This window comes from Streptococcus dentasini, from assembly GCF_053206945.1.
The window spans coordinates 32,125-51,574 of the sequence record NZ_JBRUHS010000010.1 but is presented as its reverse complement, the minus strand read 5'-3'; the positions used below and the strand labels follow the sequence as shown (position 1 = coordinate 51,574).

Here is a 19,450-nt window from a genome sequence, read left to right as displayed (position 1 = left end):
AGGAGATATTTATTGATGAAAGAACTTTTGACAACAGGCCTATTTACAGCTCAAAAAGCTGGGTTGATTATAGCAGCTGGCGATCCATTTAGTGGCACTCAAAATAAACTTGATGAGCTAAGAGGCAAGGCCGTTCTTGTCGGGCTCGCAGGTCTGGGTTTGGCTGGGGTTGTGACGTTAATCATTTATGGATTTGCTGGCCAAGAGCTAAAGGAGAAAATGAAGATGAAACTTGGCCGGATTGTTTTAGCGGCTATGGGAATTGGCATACTTCCTGGGTTCATCATGTGGTGTTATACGTGGACCCAACAAGGATTTTAAGGAGGTTAACTCATGGTTTTTCCATTCTTTTCTTCAGGAGAGAAAACCGTAATTTCTGACAATCTCTTTATTAAGATTGAATGGGAAGACGGTTACTCCCCTGAAACTAATGAGCCACTGCTAGGCTTGATCAAAGGAATTGATACGGCTATGCCTGAAACCAGCTTTTTGTTAGAGGAAACGCTGCCTTATCTAACGTTTTACCAGACCATGGTCTTGTTAGAAAACCTTAAGCGTCAATTTGGTTCTTTCCAACTGAAAGCGTTGAGAATCTGCCATAAAACAGACGGTAAGGTTTCGAGTCAAGATGAGGTATTTATAAGGCCTTTGGTCATTGATAATGGCTTTAATGATCTATTGGGCTTGCTGATGCAAGCTGTGCTAGTGCAGGATAGCTTTAAATCCTATCCTTATAGTAAAAAGAAAGCCTACTTTACCGATCAGGTTTTTCCTGCCTATATTGAGAGCCTTAACAAAAATGGTTGGGCTGTCAGTGAGGAAGATTTACCTGAATTTCCTGAAGCTGCAGAAACCGATCAGCTGAAGGAAGAAACTAGGGAAACACAAGCTCGGCTGCCCTCAGCTGCGGCCGCAAAAACACCGAGCTGGCTGAAAATTGTGGCTATTACAGGGTTTGTAACTGGTATTTTGGGGCTGTTTTTTGGCTTTGTATCTTTCGGTCGTGCGAATCGGTTAGCCAATCAGGTTCATTATCTTTATACGCAAACGACTAGTCTGAAGCAGGTCCAAACGCATGAGCATGAGGTAGATACCTTCTCAAGATACTTCCTCGCAGCTTATTACAGTAATGACAAGTCTGCTCTAAAACCCTTCCTAGATAAAGGCGATGCCCGGTATACCGCTCCAAAGGATGCCACTATTACCTCCACAATTCTGGAAGGCATTAGCTATGATGCGGACTCAAAAACCTATACCCTTAACTATGTCCTAGGTCTTAAAACCAAGGACGATACCAAGCAGTCTCGTTTGACCTTTGAGGTCAAGGAAAACAAGCATAGTGATTATGGTTTTGTTTTAACAGCAGAACCAACAGAAAAAACTTATCCAAAAGATAAGGCTAACTAGAAAGGAAATCAAACATGACAAAAAGCAAAGTACTAACATTCGTGACACTATCAGGCTTGGCTCTAGCCAGTACTGGCACGGCTTTTGCGGATGAGGTGACAGCTGTTGCGCCGCAAACGTCAGCGGCTACAGTCGTTTCTCAGCCAGCAGCGGACAATACCACTCCGAACCCTCCTAGTTCTGGTCAAGACACAGGACAGGGCGCTGAAGCCAATCAACCAAGTGCTTCTGCACCGTCGAGCGAAGGAACCAGTCAGAATCAGGCCAGTCAGCCATCTTCACAAGTTCCATCTGCTCCCGCTTCGTCGGATACGCCAGGTGTACCAGATTCGAGCCAAACGCAGCCGTCAGAACAAGGGGGACAGGCAACGCCAGCTCCAAGCGGAGACAGTGCTGGAACGTCAGCACCAGATAGCTCAGTCCCAAGTTCTGCAACTCCAGATAGTTCTCAACCGAGTGCCTCTGCGCCAGAGTCATCCTCGCCTTCCGCATCGACTGATAAGGATAATGACAGTCAACCTCAAGCGGCTCCATCGGATCAGTCTACCCCTAGTGTAAACGGATCGGACCAAGGTTCTAAACCTGATAGCCCATCTCAAACTGAGGGGCAGGGCCAAAATGGCTCAACGGGTCAAAATAACCAACCATCTCAGCCTGCTAGTAATCAGCCAACGGCTGGGCAAGCGTATGACCAAGGGCAAAGTCAAGTTGGCTTGATCAGTGAAGTGACCGGTCAAGTGGTCCAAGATGTCACTCCAGAGGAGCCAGTTACCACTGACAATGGAACAACGATCGTCTCTGTTCAAGACGGTCAACCTATCGTCAGTCAAGCAGACGGATCAACACAGACGGTTGATCCTGGATCTGTTGGTGCTACCGTTAATTCCGATCAGACCTTAAGTGTTAAGGGGGATGATGGCCAAATGAAAACCTTGCCACATACAGGGGATAGCTCCAGCTCGGCTGTCCTGGTTTCTGGTTTGGGAACTGTACTTAGCGCCGTATTGCTTTTCATAAAAACCAAATTCAATTTTAGTAAAAAGGATTAAAACACACAGTATAGGGAGAGAAAAAACAGATGAACAAAACTAATAAAACTATTTTATTGAATGCGACAGAAAAATTGAATGGCCATGGGTCTTACCGTAAACGTGGCAAACAGCTGCTGGGAACACTGGTTGTTTCTGGAGTGATGGCTCTAGGAGCTGGGACAGTTGTCTCTGCCGATGAAGCAGCCCCAGCTGAATCAACTCAAACTGGCCAAACCATCGAACAAGCCTCAGTGGCAGACCAAAATACTCAGGCTGTCACGGTTGATAATTCGTCCGTTGAAGCAGCGGCCGCTAATGCTCAACAGGCAGGGGTGGAGGTGACGCAAGCCCCTGCCCAGGACATGGGGGTGGCTCAGAATGATCAAGACTTGGCCACTAAGCAAGCGGATATTGCAGCGGATCAGGCTAACCAAGTTCAGAATCTGCAGACTGCTCAAGCTCAAGCTACCGAAACCCATCAGGCTTACCAGGAAGCCAAACAGGCTGTTGAGACGACCAACCAAGCGGTGGATCAAGCAGCTCAAGACTATAAGGACTATGTCGCAGACGTTAAGACAGAGCCTGTCAGCCAAGGGAAAACGGTTGAAGACTATCACTCGGTAAGGGCACAAGCAAGAGGTGTTCAAAAACAAAATCAAACTGCTGTTGATCAGCTTAACAAGCAGCTGACAGATTATCTCAACTCAACCGCTTTTACAGCCAGCATGACAGAAACCACTCAAAACGTGGATAGCCTAAAATATGGGAATTCAGAAATGCACGCCACCGTGGACTCAGCTACGGGAGTCTTTGAGTTAACCCATGATATGAATGATGGGGATAATGACCGATTAGGCAACCTTGGGACAGGTGTTCTCAATGGTAAGCTAAACTGGCATTCAGCGTCTAACGGGGATGGCAGCCAAACCATTACGATTGACAGTGTAGACCTTGGTCAGTATGTCTATACGAATCACCGTCCAAGTACCGCAGTCAATAAATCAGCTGAAATGGTCGTGAAAGATCTCAATGGCACTATCATCTGGCGCTCAGGTATCTATAATGTCGATAATAACCTCACTCAAACGATTAATACAAATACAGCTATTAACAAATCGGTTAAAGTGGCAGGCAATGGCGCTCAAAGTGAGCTGTTAGAAGTCCTGAAGGTGGATGATAATTGGATTATCAATACGCACGGTCAGGTTCAAGTTCAGTTCCAGACGGACAACAAGGCGCCTGATAAGATTACTCTAGTCAAGCTGACGACTCCAGCGGAGCCTGAGCCTGTCAAGGCTAGCTATCACAGCTATCAACTAGCCGTGAAGGTTCCTGAAACCCCAGCGCCTCAGCCAGAGAAGACCACACCAAGTCCGCAGCAGGCACCTGCAGAACCCGTTAAGGCGGCCGCCTTACCTCAGACAGGGGATAAGAAGTCCGTTGGCTTAGCTGGTCTTGGCGCTATCTTTGTCGGTCTGTCAGCTCTGGGAGCGGCTCGTTTCAAGCTGAAAATTAAGGAAACCAACTAAAATTAGAAAGGACTGTTGATAAGACCGCTGGAGCCATCTCAGTATTGCTGAGGTGGCTTTAGTCGTTTTAGACTGTCGGTAAATTTGAGAAACAAACGTTATCCCTTATGATGAGGACAAACCAACCATTAGAAAGGAGCATTTAGTATGATAATGGAACCTCAACGCCTAGATGATTTATTGGCGGATTCGCTGCAGTTGGAATATCAATTGCGACAAGACGATAAACAAGAGCTCTTTTGTTCAGGAGATTTAAGCAGTCTTGTCCAGCAATTTCGCAGAGTTTTTCAATCACTCACGAAATCCACCCAGTTTCAGCTGTTTTGTTATTCCAGTCTGCATATTGGGCAGCTAGAACGCTACCTGAGCCAACATCAAGAGGAGGACAGCTATGTCTAGTATTCGACTACTATTTGATGGATTGCTGAACTTTGCCTTTTCCAGCTGGCTGAATAGCTTGTTGAGCTTGACTGGGATTGGGTATCTCGCTTATAAAGGTTATGGTCACTATAAACAGCCTGTCATCAGGTTCGCCAAACAGATAGGGGATTGGATGAAACATCCGCAAGCCTTGAAGAAACAGCTATCCCCTAAACGTATCCGTCAAGAGCTGAAGCGCAAAGGTCCTAAAGAAGTGGGGCGGTTAATCGTTTGGCCTTTGGCCTGGCTGCTATTACTGGGATTAAATGGCTTTGTGCGGTTGGCTTATCGGATCTTCCAGTTCTTTTACCATACCTTTTCTAAAGACGGTAGGGAAGCCAAGCGTTTTGAGCGAGAAATGAAACCTTTTTTACGTTTTCGTACTTACCGCTCTTTTGGAGCTATGGGCTTGGCTTTTAGCCTCATTGCCCTATTATTGACCAATTATTTGGTCTCTGTCATTCGGGCCATCAATCACTTCTTGTATCAATCGGTCACTAGCCATTTGACGTTGATCACCTTCAATTGGTCCAGTATTCTGATCCGACGGCTCTTTTACTTTGAAGCCTTTAAGATTGCGCCCGTATTAGCTTTACCGTTGTTTGGGATGGGTCTTTCTATCGCTTGGCGCTCAGCTTGGGTCAATTTCGAACAGTATCGAGACTATAACAACAATGAAAAAGGCAATGATCGCTTTGCGACTATCAGGGAAGTAAAGCGACAATATAAGGCCATTTCGAATAAAACCAAAACCTATCCTGGGAATGGCGGCTTTCCTGTGATGCACTTGAAAAAGGCCTCTTTACCAGGGATCACTTTAGGCAGTCAAATGCTTTGGCAAAATCGCACGGTTAGCCGTTGGCTAAGCGACTGTCAACGCTTTTTGAATAATTTTGCGACGCCGTCGGGCACCTATTATATTGACGATGGCACCGTTAATGCCTTATCGGCTGGGATGACTCGCTCGGGTAAAGGGGAAGGCTGGATCACGACCACGATTGAAATGAACAGTCGAGCAGAAGTTCAGCCTTCTCTGATCATGGGAGACCCGAAAGGGGAACATTACCAATCAGAGTACGAAACCTTGCGGAAACGCAACTATGATGTTGAGGTGCTCTCTTATTTAAATATTGATTACTCTATGGCCTATCAGCCGCTTCAATTGGCGATAGAGGCAGCTAAAAAGGGGTATTATGAAAAAACACAGAGCTATATTAATGCTGCGGCAGAAGCCATCTACCGCCATACCAAATCAGGCATAGGCAACGGCAATGCCAAGTATTTTGAAGACAGCTCTATCGCTCTGTTTACAGCTGTCGCTATGGCTTTGCTGGACCGAGCTCATGAAACGGTCCAAAATGGTGAAGAGGATGCTTGGTTAACGATCACCATCCGTAATATCGCTAAATTTATGATTAACCTAGGGTCTGAAACAGTTTATGAAGATCCTGACGGCAATCTGATTGATCATCCGACTCAAGATATGATTGTGGAGCGGTGCTCGAAAATTACGGCCTACTTTAATAACCTGCAACGCGTAAATCAGGTTCAGTATTCTAAGTTTAGAGAGCAGGCTATCTTAGCTTTTGCGTCGTCAAACTTTGCGGCTGGAGAAACACAAGGAAATATCTATTCCAGTATGATGTCAGGGATCAACCTGTATCTTCAAGATAATATTGCTAAGCTCACGTCAATGAATTCTGTGGAATTGGCTTCCTTTGGCTTTCCGCGTCGGCTGTCGATCTTTTTTAAATCCAGCACAAACAAAGAGCTGGCTAATAGCTATGCCTTTCAAAAGGCTCAGGTCACTATTAAGGGGACTAATCATTTCCTAGGCCTGACGAAAGAAACGATTTATGTGGATCATCAGGCGGCTGATGTCGATGGCTACGGTTACTTGAATATGGTTATTGAACCGAAGCTGCCTAATCATTTTACCATTGAGGTTGCTTTTGAAGACGAAACTTTTGAGATTGCGGCTGAAAAGGTTTATCGCTGTCATGAGGGCACCAAACGCTATATTTTGGATGAGTATACCAAGAAACCGATTCTGGATACGATTGCCCTGTCTATCGTTTCTCAGCCAGACGGCGGTCTTTTAGAACCGTCAGATATTGAGTTGGTTTATTCGGATAAACCAAAGGCGATCTTCTTGGTGACGCCGCCCAATAAGAAAGAGTACAATGCGCTGGTCACTCTGTTTCTGGACCAACTCTTTAATGTCAATGCTGAGCTGGCTGGGACAGCTCCTGGCCGTAAGTGTGTCAATCGCATAACTTATATCTTGGATGAGTTCACCAATCTTCCTGCCATTCCTGCCATGGACACTAAAATTTCAATTAATCTGGGACTGAATATCGTCTTTTATCTGTGGGTTCAAAACTTTGAACAATTGGATAAGGAATATGGTGAAAAGGTTGCCCAGACCATTAAAGATAACTGTTCAATACAGGTTTATATTAAATCAAAGGGGAAGACGACGGAATACTTCAGCCGTGAATCAGGGAACAAGACGATTACCGTCCGCAACCGCTCCAGTAATATTCTGGGGGATGAAGCCAATCCCAATGTCACCGTCAACCAAGAAAAGCAGGAACTGCTGGATAAGAGCCAGCTGTCTAAACTGCAGGAAGGAGAAGCTCTGATTTTGCGTGGGGTTAAAGCACGGGATAATCACGGATTTAAAATTATTACCTATCCCATTTTCCTAACGGGTAAGACGGCTATGCCCATGCGGTATATGTTCTTGCAGGACGAATTTGATCAGTCCAAGAGCTTCTTTGACATTCCTGTGGACAGTCCGCACCGTTATCTTAACTTGCAGGATATTGCGGTTCCAGCGGATCAGGCTTTGGATAATTTGATCAGTTGGCGAATGCTGCTGACGAACCCGATGCGGCAGGGAGAAGCCCCTAAATTAGCTCCTCGCAAGCGTCCCTTAACCAAAACGCAGTATAACACCTACGAGGAACAACTGTCGGCTCATGTGGCTGAAGTCTTGGGCGGTGAGGATTTCTCCTCAGCTGAAGATCCAAACTTTGAAGACGATTGGGACTTAGAGGATATGAGTGATGTCCTTTAACCAAAAGACTCACATTAAATGGAGGATAAAAAATGAAAAAATATAGAGTTGTATTACCTAATCCTCATGGAGAGGGTAAGCGAGTTTTTGCATTGATACGAACAGCTTTTGGAATCTCTATATCTCGCTTAGGTAAACAAGCCTACTACTTTAATCGAGATAGCACAGAATTGACTGAAGCGGAAATTAAACAAGAATTTGAATGGGCGTGGCCGTTCGCTGTGCCTGTGGAGGAATAAAGGGTAAGTCTCTCTTGATAAGAGTAATGTGCTCTAACGATAAATATCCTTATTGTAATAGTTATATCAATAAGGATTAAAATAGGGATAAAAAAGTATTTTGCTATTGATTTTAATCCTTATCTTTGTTATACTGACGGTAAACAAACACGTAAAAAAGGAGAAGTAAGATGAAAAAAAGTCTGAAGCTATTGTTAGTGGCGCTGTCTCTTGTCACTGTCCTTACTTTAGCAGCTTGTTCCAAGTATACCAAGGAAGGCATTCCTAAGGATTTGAAGGAATCTTATAGCGGGACGACTGAGGGTATAGGCTACACTACTTCAGCTTTTAATGATGACAGTGGTAAAGATACTCTAAAGTTCAATACTAAGAAACATATCATAACAAATTCAGATGGTGAGCGTATCTATTTTAAAGTCATTACTGAAAAAGATCTTAGTAAAATTGATAATGTTAAAAATTATAAGAAGGTATACAATAGCCATAAATCAGATTATGAAGGGAAGACTCATTTTCTGATTAAGGCAGATCCACATAAAGAAGATTTGAAAAATGACCGTGCTGGTATAGAAGTTTACTGCATCGTTTTATCGGATAATGGTAAGAGTATGCACCTATTTCAATTGGAAAATGATGCTCAGTATGAGTATTTTGATTTCAAAGGTACTGCTAACTAGAAATTTTATAAATTGACTAAGGGTCTCACCTTGTGAGGCTCTTTTTTAATTGTCCGTGAACTGTCGGTAATTTTTGTAAAAATCCATTATCCCTTATTCTTGAGCCATCAAAAATAGAAAGGATAAGTCTATGGATTATCAAAAATTCTCTGACTTGGTGAAGGATGTTCCGGGTTTAGATGGTAAGAATCTTGATGATGATACAGCTAATAAGCTGGTCCAGTTCTATCATTACTGGTCTCAATACCTTCACCCTCAGGGGGCCTTCTGGGCCTTTATTTACATGTTGCCGGGAGGCATTGCCAAGTCGCTCTACCAGATTACGGCTGCTCTGGAACATGTCTATAATAATCTCTTTAAACTGTTTGGCCTCTTTGGGTATTTGGGGGATCAACAGACGATTATCGGTCAGATTTACCATTATGGCCAGCTCTTTGGATTATCAGGCTTCCTGTTAGTGTTAACCTGGAAAATGATCTCAACGGCTTGGGGGAAAAAGCCTAAGTATGGCGAATACTTTAGTAATTTTCTTCTAGTGACCTTTGTCATCTTTGTCCTCCCTTTGGGGATTACTACTTTTGGGACAGCTATTGCTCAGGATGCGCAAACAGCCCGAACCATGACCTCCAATGGGAAGGGCTTTAGTTCTCTCGCCCTTCAGCCTCTAAAGTCTAATGTGGTGGACCTGAAAGTTCTTATCAACAATGACTGGGACACCTCCAAGTTTGAATTGGATGATCAGGGCAACCTCAAACCGATTCAGAAGTCGGGAGTTGAGCTAAATTACATCACGGATAACAAGAAACAACGGGAAAGTGGCAATTATGTGACCAATCTTGATTTCACGGCTAACTACGGGGCAACCAATACTAAAGTTTTAGAAGATATGGATTCCGAAAACAATGGGGCTTATAAAGGTGTCAAGGGCCTTTTTCTGCATAAGCTGGACGCTAACAGTTCAGGCCTTGAAACTATTGATGAGCATCGGTTCGCCAAAGGCCTCAATGCCATGGAATCCACCTACATGCGCTATCAGGTGAACTGGATCGGGATGTTCTTACAATACGGGCTTCTGATTTTCTTGTTCCTCTTTATGGCGGTGAAACTGGGTAAGTCTGTGGTTGATATTGTGCTGCAGGGCATGATTTTCCCGATTCAGGGTTACTTTACAGCGGCTTCCAGTGCTAAAAAGAATAAAGAGCTGCTCATGACGATCTTTAGTGCCTTTATGGGGATTCTCTTTGAAGTTATCATCATGCGAGTGGTCTTAGAGATTTGTCGAGATTTCCCAAGTCTCAGCCTAGCGGCTGTCAAAGGCCTGGGGGACTCTTTCTTCAGCGGACTGACCATGTGGGAACAAGTCCTGGCTGCGGCTCTGGTTTATCTCGGAACATTCCTGGCGGCTATGCAAGGCTCTTCGGCGATTGAACGCTGGCTGGGTGTCTCTACAGGTCATTCTGATGCTATGCAACAAGTGGCTGGCAGCTTGCTGATGGCGGGTGCTTTAACACAAGGTGCTACAGCTTTTGGCCATGGAGCCGCTTCCGCTGCTGCAGCTGGCGGTAAAGCAGCTTGGACAGGGACTAAAGCGGCTGGCCGTGGGGCTAAGAAGGCCGCTAGCGGAGCGACTCAAGTGGCGGGTGCTCTCAAGGGTATCAATGAGGCCGTGCGGGATCAAGGTGTTGGCGGTGCCTTTAAAAATGGTATGACTAACGGTGTTCGAAAGGCTTCTGATACCATTCAGTCAGGATTAGATTGGGGTACAGATAAGGTCAATGGGGTTCTGGATAAAGGAGCGGATCGATTTGACAGTGGTCAGGTTGGGGCTTACAATGCTTTAACCACTGACCCAATGGATAAACGTCAAACGATATCTGAAATGCGAGAAAACTCAGGTATGGACAATAGCGGTCTTGACAATGCCTTGAGTCAAGAAGCTAAACAAAATCGTCCACCTAAGACGGCTGGACTGGCTTATGACCCAACCAAGGGGTATGCGAAACGTCACGCCTCTCAGGCTCGCTCTAACCTCGGTCAGGCTAAGAGTAACTTGCAACAAGGCAGTCAACAGCTGAGCAGCGGACAAAACCATATTAAAGGTTATACAAGTGATGAGGATTAAAGTATGGGAGTTTTTCACCATCAGGTCGTGGCTATAACAGGAAGTTTACGGCCAGTTACGAGAGAGCAGGCTATCCGCTTTGTTCAGGAACAAGGGGGAACTTACCAGGGATTTGTCTCTGATAAGACGACCCTCCTTATTGCTGGACATAAGCAGTTAGACCTTTTTAATCCAGATAAACGCTCGCTGAAATATACCGCTGCTAAAGCCAGACAAGCCTCTGGCCAAGCCTTAACAATTTTAGGAGAAGATGATTTCTTCAGCTTGATGAAAAAGTCTCACCATGCGTGAGGCTTTTTTGTTTTGTCCGTGAACTGTCGGTAAATTGGTTAAAAAATGATTATCCCTTAAACTCTTACTATCTTACAGAAAGGATGTGCTCTATGAACGAGAACTTTGACACCTTTGGGATCGTTAAAGATACCAAGACGGCTACCAAAATGTGGATGTTCCTGATGAGGGATTTCCTCATCATTGCCGTAACGGTGACCATCACCTTTATGTTTGCGCTGAATTATTTTCCGCCGTCAATGTGGGCTCAAATGCTGCTCTTTATGCTTTTGGTTCCCAGTTTGGCTGTCTATTTATTACTACCCTATAACGGCGGAAAACGCAACTATCATGCGGTCTGGCTGACGATTAGACTTCGACGCCATCGCTATATTGCTCTTAATTCTATGGAAAAAAAGGAGGCTGAGAAAACGCATGCCAATTGAAAAAAGTAGTCAAGAGGAGAGACAGACTTCTCGTTTGCTTTCCAAGGTTTGGCGGAATGCCAAGATTGATAATCAAACCTATTTTGATCTTCACTCAACGGTAGAGGGCCTTCCCACCAAAAGCATTATGTTCACCCGTAAAGGCTATATTGACCTAGTCAACAATGGCTATCTCCAGTTGATGGAAATTCAGGGGAAGGACTTAGACTCTTTATCGGAAAAAGAGACACTTCGGACACTCTTAAATTTTCGGCTCTGGCTGACTCGGTTTACTCCTGATTGTCAAATTGAGACCACTACACTGCCAACCAATACGGATCCTCAGATTAAACATTTACGTCATATCCTATCTGAGGTCCGTCAGGAACTAAAGCTAGTTCCAGAAGGCAGTCAGCGGTATCTTCAGCTGAAAGACCGTGAAGATGGCTTGAAGGTTCGGATTTCTGTTGAACAGGTTGTCCGAAAGAAAAATTATAATCATGAATTTATTTTATGGCTGTGGGGAGAAAGCACCGATAAGCTAGATGACGTTGTTTCTAAAGCTAAGCGCTATGGTAATGGCGGTTTGCTGCCTAGAGACATCCCCCGCTGGAAAAAGTTCCAGATTATAAAACAATTTTACAACATGAACGAAAAGATCTAGGAGGAGAAAATGCCGACACTATCATTAAAACGTCAACGTCAGTTAAAAGAAGATGGTTACGACTTGGATTTTCTTTGGCAGGTACAGCCGCAAGGTGGGATTATATTTCTTGCAGATGATTACTGGAAAAGCGGAGATGGCTATCATACCTGCCTGCATTTTTATATGTTTCCTTCAGAAGGATTAGAACGATTTTGGCTTCAAGACTTGACCCAGCTGAAAGACACACAATCCTTTGTGTCTATCTTACATCGAGACAGCGATGAGGTTAAAAAAGAACTAGAAAAGTCCATTGAAGAAAAAATGACTCGGATTTCTGAAAAGAATAAAACCACGACGAACATGAAAGAAATTGATGAGGTGGCTGATCTTCGTCAAATGTTCCGAGAAATTGATAAGCAAAACATTGGGGTACTTGCCTTTTATGTTCGGGTTTATGTATCAGCTTGGACAGAAAAAGACCTCTTTAAGAAGGTTGATGAGATTAAGGATAAAACGTCCGCTTATAAGTCTACGATTCTTTTAGGGGAACAGGAATTGGAATTTCAGGCCCCTTTTATTCCAACGTCTAAACAAATTCTCTTGCCCAACAGCCGTCAGCCGCAAACCGTCCGTGCTCATGACTTGGCGGGTGGTTACTTTTTTAATCACACGAAGCTAGAAGATGAACGGGGATCGTTTTACGGGCTAACGAGGACAGAAGGCGTAGTTAATTTTAATTTTTTAACACGGGATGATAAGCGGACAAGGTCTTTTATGATTATTTCTGGGAATCCTCGGATGGGACAAACCACTTTCCTATTGCGGCATACTGATGATATGTACCACCGAGGAAACTTTATTAGAAATATTGATGCTTCTGGCGCTTTTAAAGAATTGACCAGAAAACAACAGGGCAAAATTCTTGATTTATCTGGTGGTGAAAATCGGATTAATATCTTTCAAGTGTTTCCTCAAGCTACTGAAGAAAATGGGCTTGATGTTGATGAAGAGGAGTCCTATAACCTCCATATCAATAAGCTTAAGAATATTCTTAAGCTCATGAATGAAGATGTGACCAATGATGATCTCGCCACTTTCCAAGAAATCCTTAATGAGTTTTATATTGATGAAAATATTTGGGTTCAAAACCCAAGTCTTCATAAAAACTCCCTGCGCGCTACCAAATTAGAACGGGATGAGTACCCCGTTTTATCAGACTTTATTCCTTATCTGGAAGATTATGAGCGCTCGTTGAAGGCTCAAATAAATGTTGATGAAGTTGAGCTGGCCTCAACGAAACGCATTAAAAAAACATTTAAATTAATGCTTAGCTCCTACGGGGCCATCTTTGAAGGCACTACGGAGTTTGAGGATATTTCTCAAGAGCAGGTTGTGACCTTTGATTTTTCTAAGTTAAAAAGTGACGATAATCTTTTTAATGCTCAAGTCTTTAATGTGCTCTCTATTATTTCTGCGGATGTTGTCAACAACGGCAAACGCTGCAAGCAGGCCATGCGGGATGATCCTCAGCTGCAGGAAGAAGATATGCCCCACTATATTGTTAATATTAGTGATGCCCAAACCCTACTTGACCCTCGTTTTGAAATGAGTGTTGAGACCTTAGCGAACGTTATCGGCTATATGGGAGATAACTTTGCCGGCGTTGTTCTCTCCGTTAATTCTCTTCAAGGGATTATCTTTGAGTCTGGCGGGGGTATTGAGAGAGACCCTTATGTTATCGCAGTCAGACGGATATTTGGAATGATGCAGTACCGGGTCATGGCTCAGACAGATGAAACGACTGTCCCACTGTTAGCGAATGCTCTAGCAGGATCTATGACAGAGTCAGAACTGGAATCCCTGCCTGAGTTAGATCGAGGAGAGCTCTTCTTAAATATCGCTGGCGTCGGGAATATCGTGTTTACCCAAAGTTATTTGGATTATGATCAGTATCGCTACGGTCAAATGTATTAAAGAAAGGATAAATGATGTTTAGAGGACGACGAAACAATGATCCCTACTATGGAATGGGACCTATTGAGAAGCAGAAAGCTAAATTCCATGACTATGTTGTGATTCGTAAAGAAATGGGCCGCCGACAAAAAGAATATTTTGCTTCTGAGGGTGAGTCTGATCCTGAACGGTTACGAGCTCAGGCCGAAAGGAATGAGGCTTTTATTCGATTTCTTAAGAAGGCTGGCATCTGGGTTGGTATCCCGTTAATTCTTCTCTACCTATTGTTAAAAACTATGGCTGGCCTTTGGTGAGGGGGATTCTATGTCTGATGTTTTGCGTAAAATTGGGAGATGGCTCTTTATAGGCACCTTCATCGGCGGCGTTTTTGTCGCTCTTGTCTTAGCAGTTTCTATTTTAGGCGCTGTTTCAGGGGCGGTTGGTTCCAGATCTAATTGTTCAACGGATGATGAGGTCACGGAAACCACACCAGCGGCCGACAGTCCCTCCATCTCTTCAGATGCGGCTTCGGTGGACAAATTCGTCAAAGATCATAAGCAGGCCTATCTCAATAGCTGGAAGGTTGGGGGATTCTTGCCATCGGCATCTATCACGCAGACCATGCAAGAGACCAGCTTTAACTCCAGCGTTCCGTCATTTGGTCAGGCCCATAATATGGGCGGTGTCAAATGGTCAACTGCAACGGACTATCCCGATACGCTCAAGCTGTATGGGAGTGATGCCGTAGCAGCGACTGGTAGTGGAACGACCGTTGGTGATAATACGGGCGGTGGTTATGCCTATTTTAAAAACTTTGATGCTGGGATAGTCGGTAAAGCTGAGTTTATGCGAAACCAAACGCTTTATAGTAAAGCTATTAATAATAGTGATGGAAAAAGCACCCTTGATGCGATTGCGGACGGCGGATGGGCAACGGCCCCTGATTATAAAACCAGTCTTGAAACCCTTTATGAGTCTGTTGGAAAACGCTATGCTTGGTTAGATAAGGAAGCTATCAAAAAATATGGGGAGAAGCCTGTGAAAACCTCTAAAATTGGTAAAGGCGACGGTTCCTCTGATGAATCTTCAGATTCTGGGACAGAGTCGGATTCCGATTCGGAATCCAGTGCTAAACCCGAAGAAGATTGTGACAATAGCGAGTCGGATTCTGACGATGGTGCAACTGATGGTTCTGGTACGGTTCCTAGTGATGCTATAGCTTGGGGGTATAAACCCGATGAAGTTCCAAAGAGCTTAAAAGACTATATCCATAATCCAGAAGATTTGGGACTTAAGTATGGTGGCCCTGATAACTGGGTAGAAGGTTCTGGACAATGTGTTGACCTGACCGAAAGCCTTGGGAATCTGATTTGGGGACATACAGGAGGTATTAAAGGGAATGGAATGGCACAAGCACAAGCATGGGCCAGTCAAGTCTTTCATAATAGCGTGAAGACTACTCCAAAAGCTGGAGCGATCTTTTCAACCCCAGTCGGCGGTGGTGGAAACGGTCATACTGGGATTGTCTGCCATGTCTTTGAGAATGGTGATATCTTGTTAATTGAGCAAAATACTCCGATTTCAGGCAGTGATTTTTATGGCAAAAATGATACTTGGAACTATCGAATTGCAACCAAGCAATTCCAGACGGACAATCAGTATACTTACGCTTATCCCGACGACAAGAAACCCAAATGGAAGAAGTAAAGGACACGATCATGAAAGAAGGAAGAAAGAAAATGACCCCGATTATTATTGGAGCTCTCTGCATACTGGTTGGCGCCTTGATGATTATTGTGGCTGTGCAGCAAAAGCCAGCTGATAAAATACATCAACCCAAAACTAGTCAAACCAGTTCTTCTCATTCCTCAAAAGGACTGACAAGAAACGAACGCAATCACCTGAAACTTAGAAACAAGCTGGAACATCCCTACCAGAAGGCCTCAGCTGAAGACAGTCAAAAATGTCAGGCCGCTATTAAGGATGCTCTGAATTATTTGTCTTCAGTTGAGGGGCTGTCTAAAGTTGAGCCGTCAACGGATCATCATCTAGGGATGACCAGCGGTGTTAATCTGACGCAATTGGCAATGGTGGTCAAAGCCAATGGCTATCACTTTGAAACCGTTGAAGTGTCAAAATCTGATAATAAGGATGTTGTCCAATTCATCGTTACCTTGACAAAATCAGGTGAGGATAATGTCTATTTTGCTGGGAACTATAATATCGCAGCCGATCAGCTGGCCTTCTCTCAGTTTTCTGGCGGTAGTAACCTAGGCGGGTTCTATGGCTAATAAACGGAAAGCAGCAGCTTAGCGGCTGCCTTTTTTATCACAATAAAAAGATATATATAAATACTTATAAAAATATTTTTATAAATAATGTTTTTTATATTGACACACATATAAATATGTATTAAAATACTTACAAAGTAAATAATAAGGAGAAAACCTATGAAAATTATCAGCTTTGTAGCCTTGAAAGGGGGAGTTGGTAGAACAACTTTAGCTCTTTTATTTGGTCAGCGTTTAGCCTATAAAGGAAAGAATGTTCTCTTTTTTGATGAAGATCATCAGTGTAATTTAACTCATTACTATGATGTCTACCAAGATAGCGGAACTGTCCTTAATATCTACACTAATGGAGGAGATGTTGATATTCTCAATGTTGCTCCTCATATTGATTTAATTCCTGGATCGATGCGGTTGGATGAAGCAGAGCGGATGTTAGAAACAGATTCCAATAAGAATCTATACTTGTATGATTGGTTTGATCTTCATTATCAAGATCGTAATCTGGAACAGTATGATTACGTCATCTTAGATTGTCGTCCTGATTTTGGCATTGCAACCAGAAATGCTATAGCGATTAGCAATGCTATTATCAGCCCAATTATTCCCAGTGAATTTTCCTTTGAAGCTAAAGCAAACTTGGAACTGCGTTTATCTCGTTACCGTCAAGAGGAAATTATTAGACCTAGTCGTGAAAGTTTGATTACTGCCAAACTTTATTTCCTCTTGAATAAAATTGCTCATAATACCAAGGTTTCCAAAGCTCTGGTAGCCGCTTTAGCTGATGATCCTAATATTATTGGACAAATCCCTCAAAAGGAATTGTTTAATCGCTCAACAAAAGAGAAGACTATGATTGATATGATGATGGATCCCAATCTTCTCAGCCAGCATCGTTCTTTCTTTTCAAGGCTGAGCCAGACGCTGGATGATATGATGGTGGCACTTGACACTCTCTAATGTTCATATTATAATACTTATATAAATATGGATTATAATAAATAAGGAGTGTTATGGCTTATGGCTTTTGAATCTAAAAAAAATAAAATCGCTCAAGCCTTGAGTGATCCAATAACAGTTAGAGACACCAAAAAAAGAAAACCAGGTCGTCCTTCTGGGAAAACTAGGAAACCTTGGACGTTTACGTTGAAACCTCAAAATCGGGATAAGCTAGACCTTATCGCAGCTAAAGAGGGGTTTAATGGAGCGTCAACGTTTCTTGACGACTGGATTGAAAAGTATGATTTAGATAACTAAGAATTAAAACATGTATTTTAATGATATTTTAAATAATGATTAAAATACATATAACTGGTTCTGCTGGAGGTGGCAGTATGTACTATTTATTTAGAGGCGTTTACTATCTATCATTCATTTTCTTTCTTCTGTTTGGCTGGAACTGGGGCGTTGCTAGTTTTGGCATTGATCAGATGATGTGCTTGTTGCTGGCTCTGGTTCTGCTGCGATTTTGGCCAAGCGGTGGTTTTGTGTTTACCGTCTGTTGGCTGGGTTATCTTTTATTGACCCGTTTCCAGACGGCTGTGACCGTTCTTAACTGGACTTTGATCGGCATTTTAGCTTTGGAGATCATTCTCCTTTGGAAAGAGGAACATTGCTTTGTGAGAACGAAAACCTTTTTAAAAAATCTGCGTAAAACTTTTTCTCATAAAACCGAATAAGTCATTAAAAGGTCCTAATTAATTCAGGGCTTTTTTGTTGGTCAAAATAGTTGCTTCATCTTTTTGTCACCTGATACAATACCCACAAAAAATAGTAAAGGGGATTAATATGATTGATGAAACGTCACTCAAAGCCAGTTATGCAGAGACGATAAAAGAAGATTTCCAGTCTTGGTTAGCCCGTTATGATGAACAGGTGTCTGTGAGTATGCGCTCTAGAGGCTATCGGTGTATTCATTCTATGGAGCGGACAGTCATTTTTACCTTTGGGGAAGTCACGTTCAGTCGCAAACGTTGGAAAAAGGGTAACGAGTGGGCCGTACCTGTTGATGATATGCTGGGACTTCCTAAAAATTCTCGCTATTCGTATGAATTTCTTTATCAGATTGTCAAACTGTCAACCATGATGCCCTATGATAAGGTGATTCAGGTGATTGCCCTTCTTTATCAAGTAGCTATTACTAAACCGACCGTTGTCAAAGCTATAGACTTGGCACATCATCTGCTGGAAGAAAAGGAACAATATCGTTTCTATACAGAAAACAGCCAGCCTCAAAAGAAGCCAATTGATCTGATCTATATTGAAGGAGACGGCGCTTTGATTAAAACGAAGTCCGACGTTCCAGAGAAACGCAATACCGACCTCACCCATTTTGTTGTTCATACGGGCAGTCGGCAAGTTGGTCCCAATCGTTTTGAACTGATGGAGAAAAAGGAGTTTGTTTCTCCCAGTCATTATGCGGCCAGACAGCAATTGTTGGATTATCTCTATAATACCTATACGATTAAGGAGACTACTTTACTCATCACTAATTCTGACTGTGGAGCGGGTTATTCCCCTAAGGTCTTTGAGGGGATTGCCAGAGCATTGAAAATTCATCGCCATGAACACTTCTGGGATGCTTACCATGTTCATAAGGAGTTACGGAGTTTCTTTAGGGGATACCCAGATGACTTACAAAAGAAGGCTTTTCAGGCTATAAAAAAACATGACCGAGAACAATTTAAAATGGTTTTGGATACGGTTGAGTCTCTCATTACACAAGAAGATGACCAAGCTGTTTTTGATAGTTTTAAAACCCGTTTTCTCAGTCGTTTTAAATACACAAAGTCTGCTAAATTGAGAGGATTGGACTCAGCCGGGATAGGGATTATGGAAAGTCAGCATCGCAAGATTACGTATCGCATGAAAAAAAGAGGCATGTATTGGACTCCTAAAGGACTTAAAACCATGAGTCAGGTGATCGTTTTAACGTACGAGAATAGTTTGGAAGATCTGTTTTTTGGTACTTGGCGGACAGAGTATGAAACTATGCTGGCTGAGGACTTAGATACCCCTGGAGATATCCGTGAAAGACAGCAACGGATTCCTAAATCGTATCACTTGTTGGATGGCCGTAAAAAGAGCCAGTTACCCAGCTTAAAAACAAATCTTGCCAAACGGTGATAAAAAGTCTATAATTACTAGAAAAAAATGCTCGAAATACTTGCAATGGTGCGGTTGGTATGCTATAATATATTCATATTAAATGAGAAACAAAAAAGAGCGATGGCGGTAACCATCGCTCACCGAGCAAGAACTCCTCAAAAACACACCCTTGCTCAGCTTAATAAATTTTAAGGGATAACCTGAAAAATGTCAAGAGCTGAGCAAAGTAAAATTTGTTCAGTTTTTATGTCTC

20 protein-coding genes are annotated in these 19,450 nt (G+C 43.1%); all 20 read left to right on the top strand.

Going from position 1 to position 19,450, the window contains the following annotated elements; all coding sequences use genetic code 11:
• Nucleotides 1-15 precede the first annotated feature (15 nt).
• Complete coding sequence (locus tag ACVR1G_RS08190; protein ID WP_447452687.1) at nucleotides 16-321, top strand: hypothetical protein; 306 nt, start codon at nucleotides 16-18, stop codon at nucleotides 319-321.
• A gap of 12 nt (nucleotides 322-333) precedes the next feature.
• The gene (locus ACVR1G_RS08185) at nucleotides 334-1,407 is read left to right on the top strand and encodes a hypothetical protein (protein WP_447452686.1); all 1,074 of its coding nucleotides are present in this window, start codon (nucleotides 334-336) and stop codon (nucleotides 1,405-1,407) included.
• 14 nt (nucleotides 1,408-1,421) lie between these two features.
• A complete protein-coding gene (locus ACVR1G_RS08180) occupies nucleotides 1,422-2,456 on the top strand; it encodes an LPXTG cell wall anchor domain-containing protein (RefSeq protein WP_447452685.1) in 1,035 nt (344 codons plus the stop codon).
• A 29-nt stretch (nucleotides 2,457-2,485) separates the two neighbouring features.
• On the top strand, nucleotides 2,486-3,967 hold the full coding sequence (locus tag ACVR1G_RS08175; RefSeq protein WP_447452684.1) for an LPXTG cell wall anchor domain-containing protein: 1,482 nt from the start codon (nucleotides 2,486-2,488) through the stop codon (nucleotides 3,965-3,967).
• 147 nt (nucleotides 3,968-4,114) lie between these two features.
• Nucleotides 4,115-4,366, top strand: a complete 252-nt coding sequence (locus ACVR1G_RS08170; RefSeq protein ID WP_447452683.1) for a hypothetical protein — start codon at nucleotides 4,115-4,117, stop codon at nucleotides 4,364-4,366.
• The gene (locus ACVR1G_RS08165) at nucleotides 4,359-7,469 is read left to right on the top strand and encodes a type IV secretory system conjugative DNA transfer family protein (protein ID WP_447452682.1); all 3,111 of its coding nucleotides are present in this window, start codon (nucleotides 4,359-4,361) and stop codon (nucleotides 7,467-7,469) included. Before ACVR1G_RS08170 ends, ACVR1G_RS08165 begins: the two co-directional genes overlap by 8 nt.
• A gap of 32 nt (nucleotides 7,470-7,501) precedes the next feature.
• Nucleotides 7,502-7,708 (top strand): hypothetical protein, encoded by a 207-nt coding sequence (locus ACVR1G_RS08160; RefSeq protein WP_447452681.1) that lies wholly within the window; start codon nucleotides 7,502-7,504, stop codon nucleotides 7,706-7,708.
• A 170-nt stretch (nucleotides 7,709-7,878) separates the two neighbouring features.
• Nucleotides 7,879-8,385, top strand: a complete 507-nt coding sequence (locus tag ACVR1G_RS08155) for an amino acid transporter (protein ID WP_447452680.1) — start codon at nucleotides 7,879-7,881, stop codon at nucleotides 8,383-8,385.
• 130 nt (nucleotides 8,386-8,515) lie between these two features.
• Entirely contained in the window at nucleotides 8,516-10,507 is a 1,992-nt protein-coding gene (locus ACVR1G_RS08150; protein ID WP_447452679.1) for a pLS20_p028 family conjugation system transmembrane protein, read from the top strand.
• Between the two features lie 3 nt (nucleotides 10,508-10,510).
• Nucleotides 10,511-10,798: a BRCT domain-containing protein gene (locus ACVR1G_RS08145; protein ID WP_447452678.1), complete on the top strand. Its 288-nt coding sequence runs from the start codon at nucleotides 10,511-10,513 to the stop codon at nucleotides 10,796-10,798.
• A 92-nt stretch (nucleotides 10,799-10,890) separates the two neighbouring features.
• Nucleotides 10,891-11,223, top strand: coding sequence for a DUF5592 family protein (locus ACVR1G_RS08140; RefSeq protein ID WP_447452677.1), 333 nt, complete (start codon nucleotides 10,891-10,893; stop codon nucleotides 11,221-11,223).
• On the top strand, nucleotides 11,213-11,866 hold the full coding sequence (locus ACVR1G_RS08135; RefSeq protein WP_447452676.1) for a hypothetical protein: 654 nt from the start codon (nucleotides 11,213-11,215) through the stop codon (nucleotides 11,864-11,866). Before ACVR1G_RS08140 ends, ACVR1G_RS08135 begins: the two co-directional genes overlap by 11 nt.
• A 9-nt stretch (nucleotides 11,867-11,875) precedes the next feature.
• Complete coding sequence (locus ACVR1G_RS08130; protein ID WP_447452675.1) at nucleotides 11,876-13,822, top strand: virulence factor; 1,947 nt, start codon at nucleotides 11,876-11,878, stop codon at nucleotides 13,820-13,822.
• A gap of 14 nt (nucleotides 13,823-13,836) precedes the next feature.
• Entirely contained in the window at nucleotides 13,837-14,115 is a 279-nt protein-coding gene (locus tag ACVR1G_RS08125; RefSeq protein WP_447452744.1) for a hypothetical protein, read from the top strand.
• 10 nt (nucleotides 14,116-14,125) lie between these two features.
• Nucleotides 14,126-15,508: a CHAP domain-containing protein gene (locus ACVR1G_RS08120; RefSeq protein ID WP_447452674.1), complete on the top strand. Its 1,383-nt coding sequence runs from the start codon at nucleotides 14,126-14,128 to the stop codon at nucleotides 15,506-15,508.
• Nucleotides 15,509-15,519: 11 nt separating this feature from the next.
• Complete coding sequence (locus ACVR1G_RS08115) at nucleotides 15,520-16,092, top strand: hypothetical protein (protein ID WP_447452743.1); 573 nt, start codon at nucleotides 15,520-15,522, stop codon at nucleotides 16,090-16,092.
• Nucleotides 16,093-16,251: 159 nt separating this feature from the next.
• Complete coding sequence (locus ACVR1G_RS08110; protein WP_447452673.1) at nucleotides 16,252-17,049, top strand: ParA family protein; 798 nt, start codon at nucleotides 16,252-16,254, stop codon at nucleotides 17,047-17,049.
• 60 nt (nucleotides 17,050-17,109) lie between these two features.
• Nucleotides 17,110-17,346: a hypothetical protein gene (locus ACVR1G_RS08105; RefSeq protein ID WP_447452672.1), complete on the top strand. Its 237-nt coding sequence runs from the start codon at nucleotides 17,110-17,112 to the stop codon at nucleotides 17,344-17,346.
• Between the two features lie 77 nt (nucleotides 17,347-17,423).
• The gene (locus ACVR1G_RS08100; protein WP_447452671.1) at nucleotides 17,424-17,768 is read left to right on the top strand and encodes a hypothetical protein; all 345 of its coding nucleotides are present in this window, start codon (nucleotides 17,424-17,426) and stop codon (nucleotides 17,766-17,768) included.
• Nucleotides 17,769-17,877: 109 nt separating this feature from the next.
• Nucleotides 17,878-19,215 (top strand): ISLre2 family transposase, encoded by a 1,338-nt coding sequence (locus ACVR1G_RS08095; protein WP_447452670.1) that lies wholly within the window; start codon nucleotides 17,878-17,880, stop codon nucleotides 19,213-19,215.
• Nucleotides 19,216-19,450: the final 235 nt, after the last annotated feature.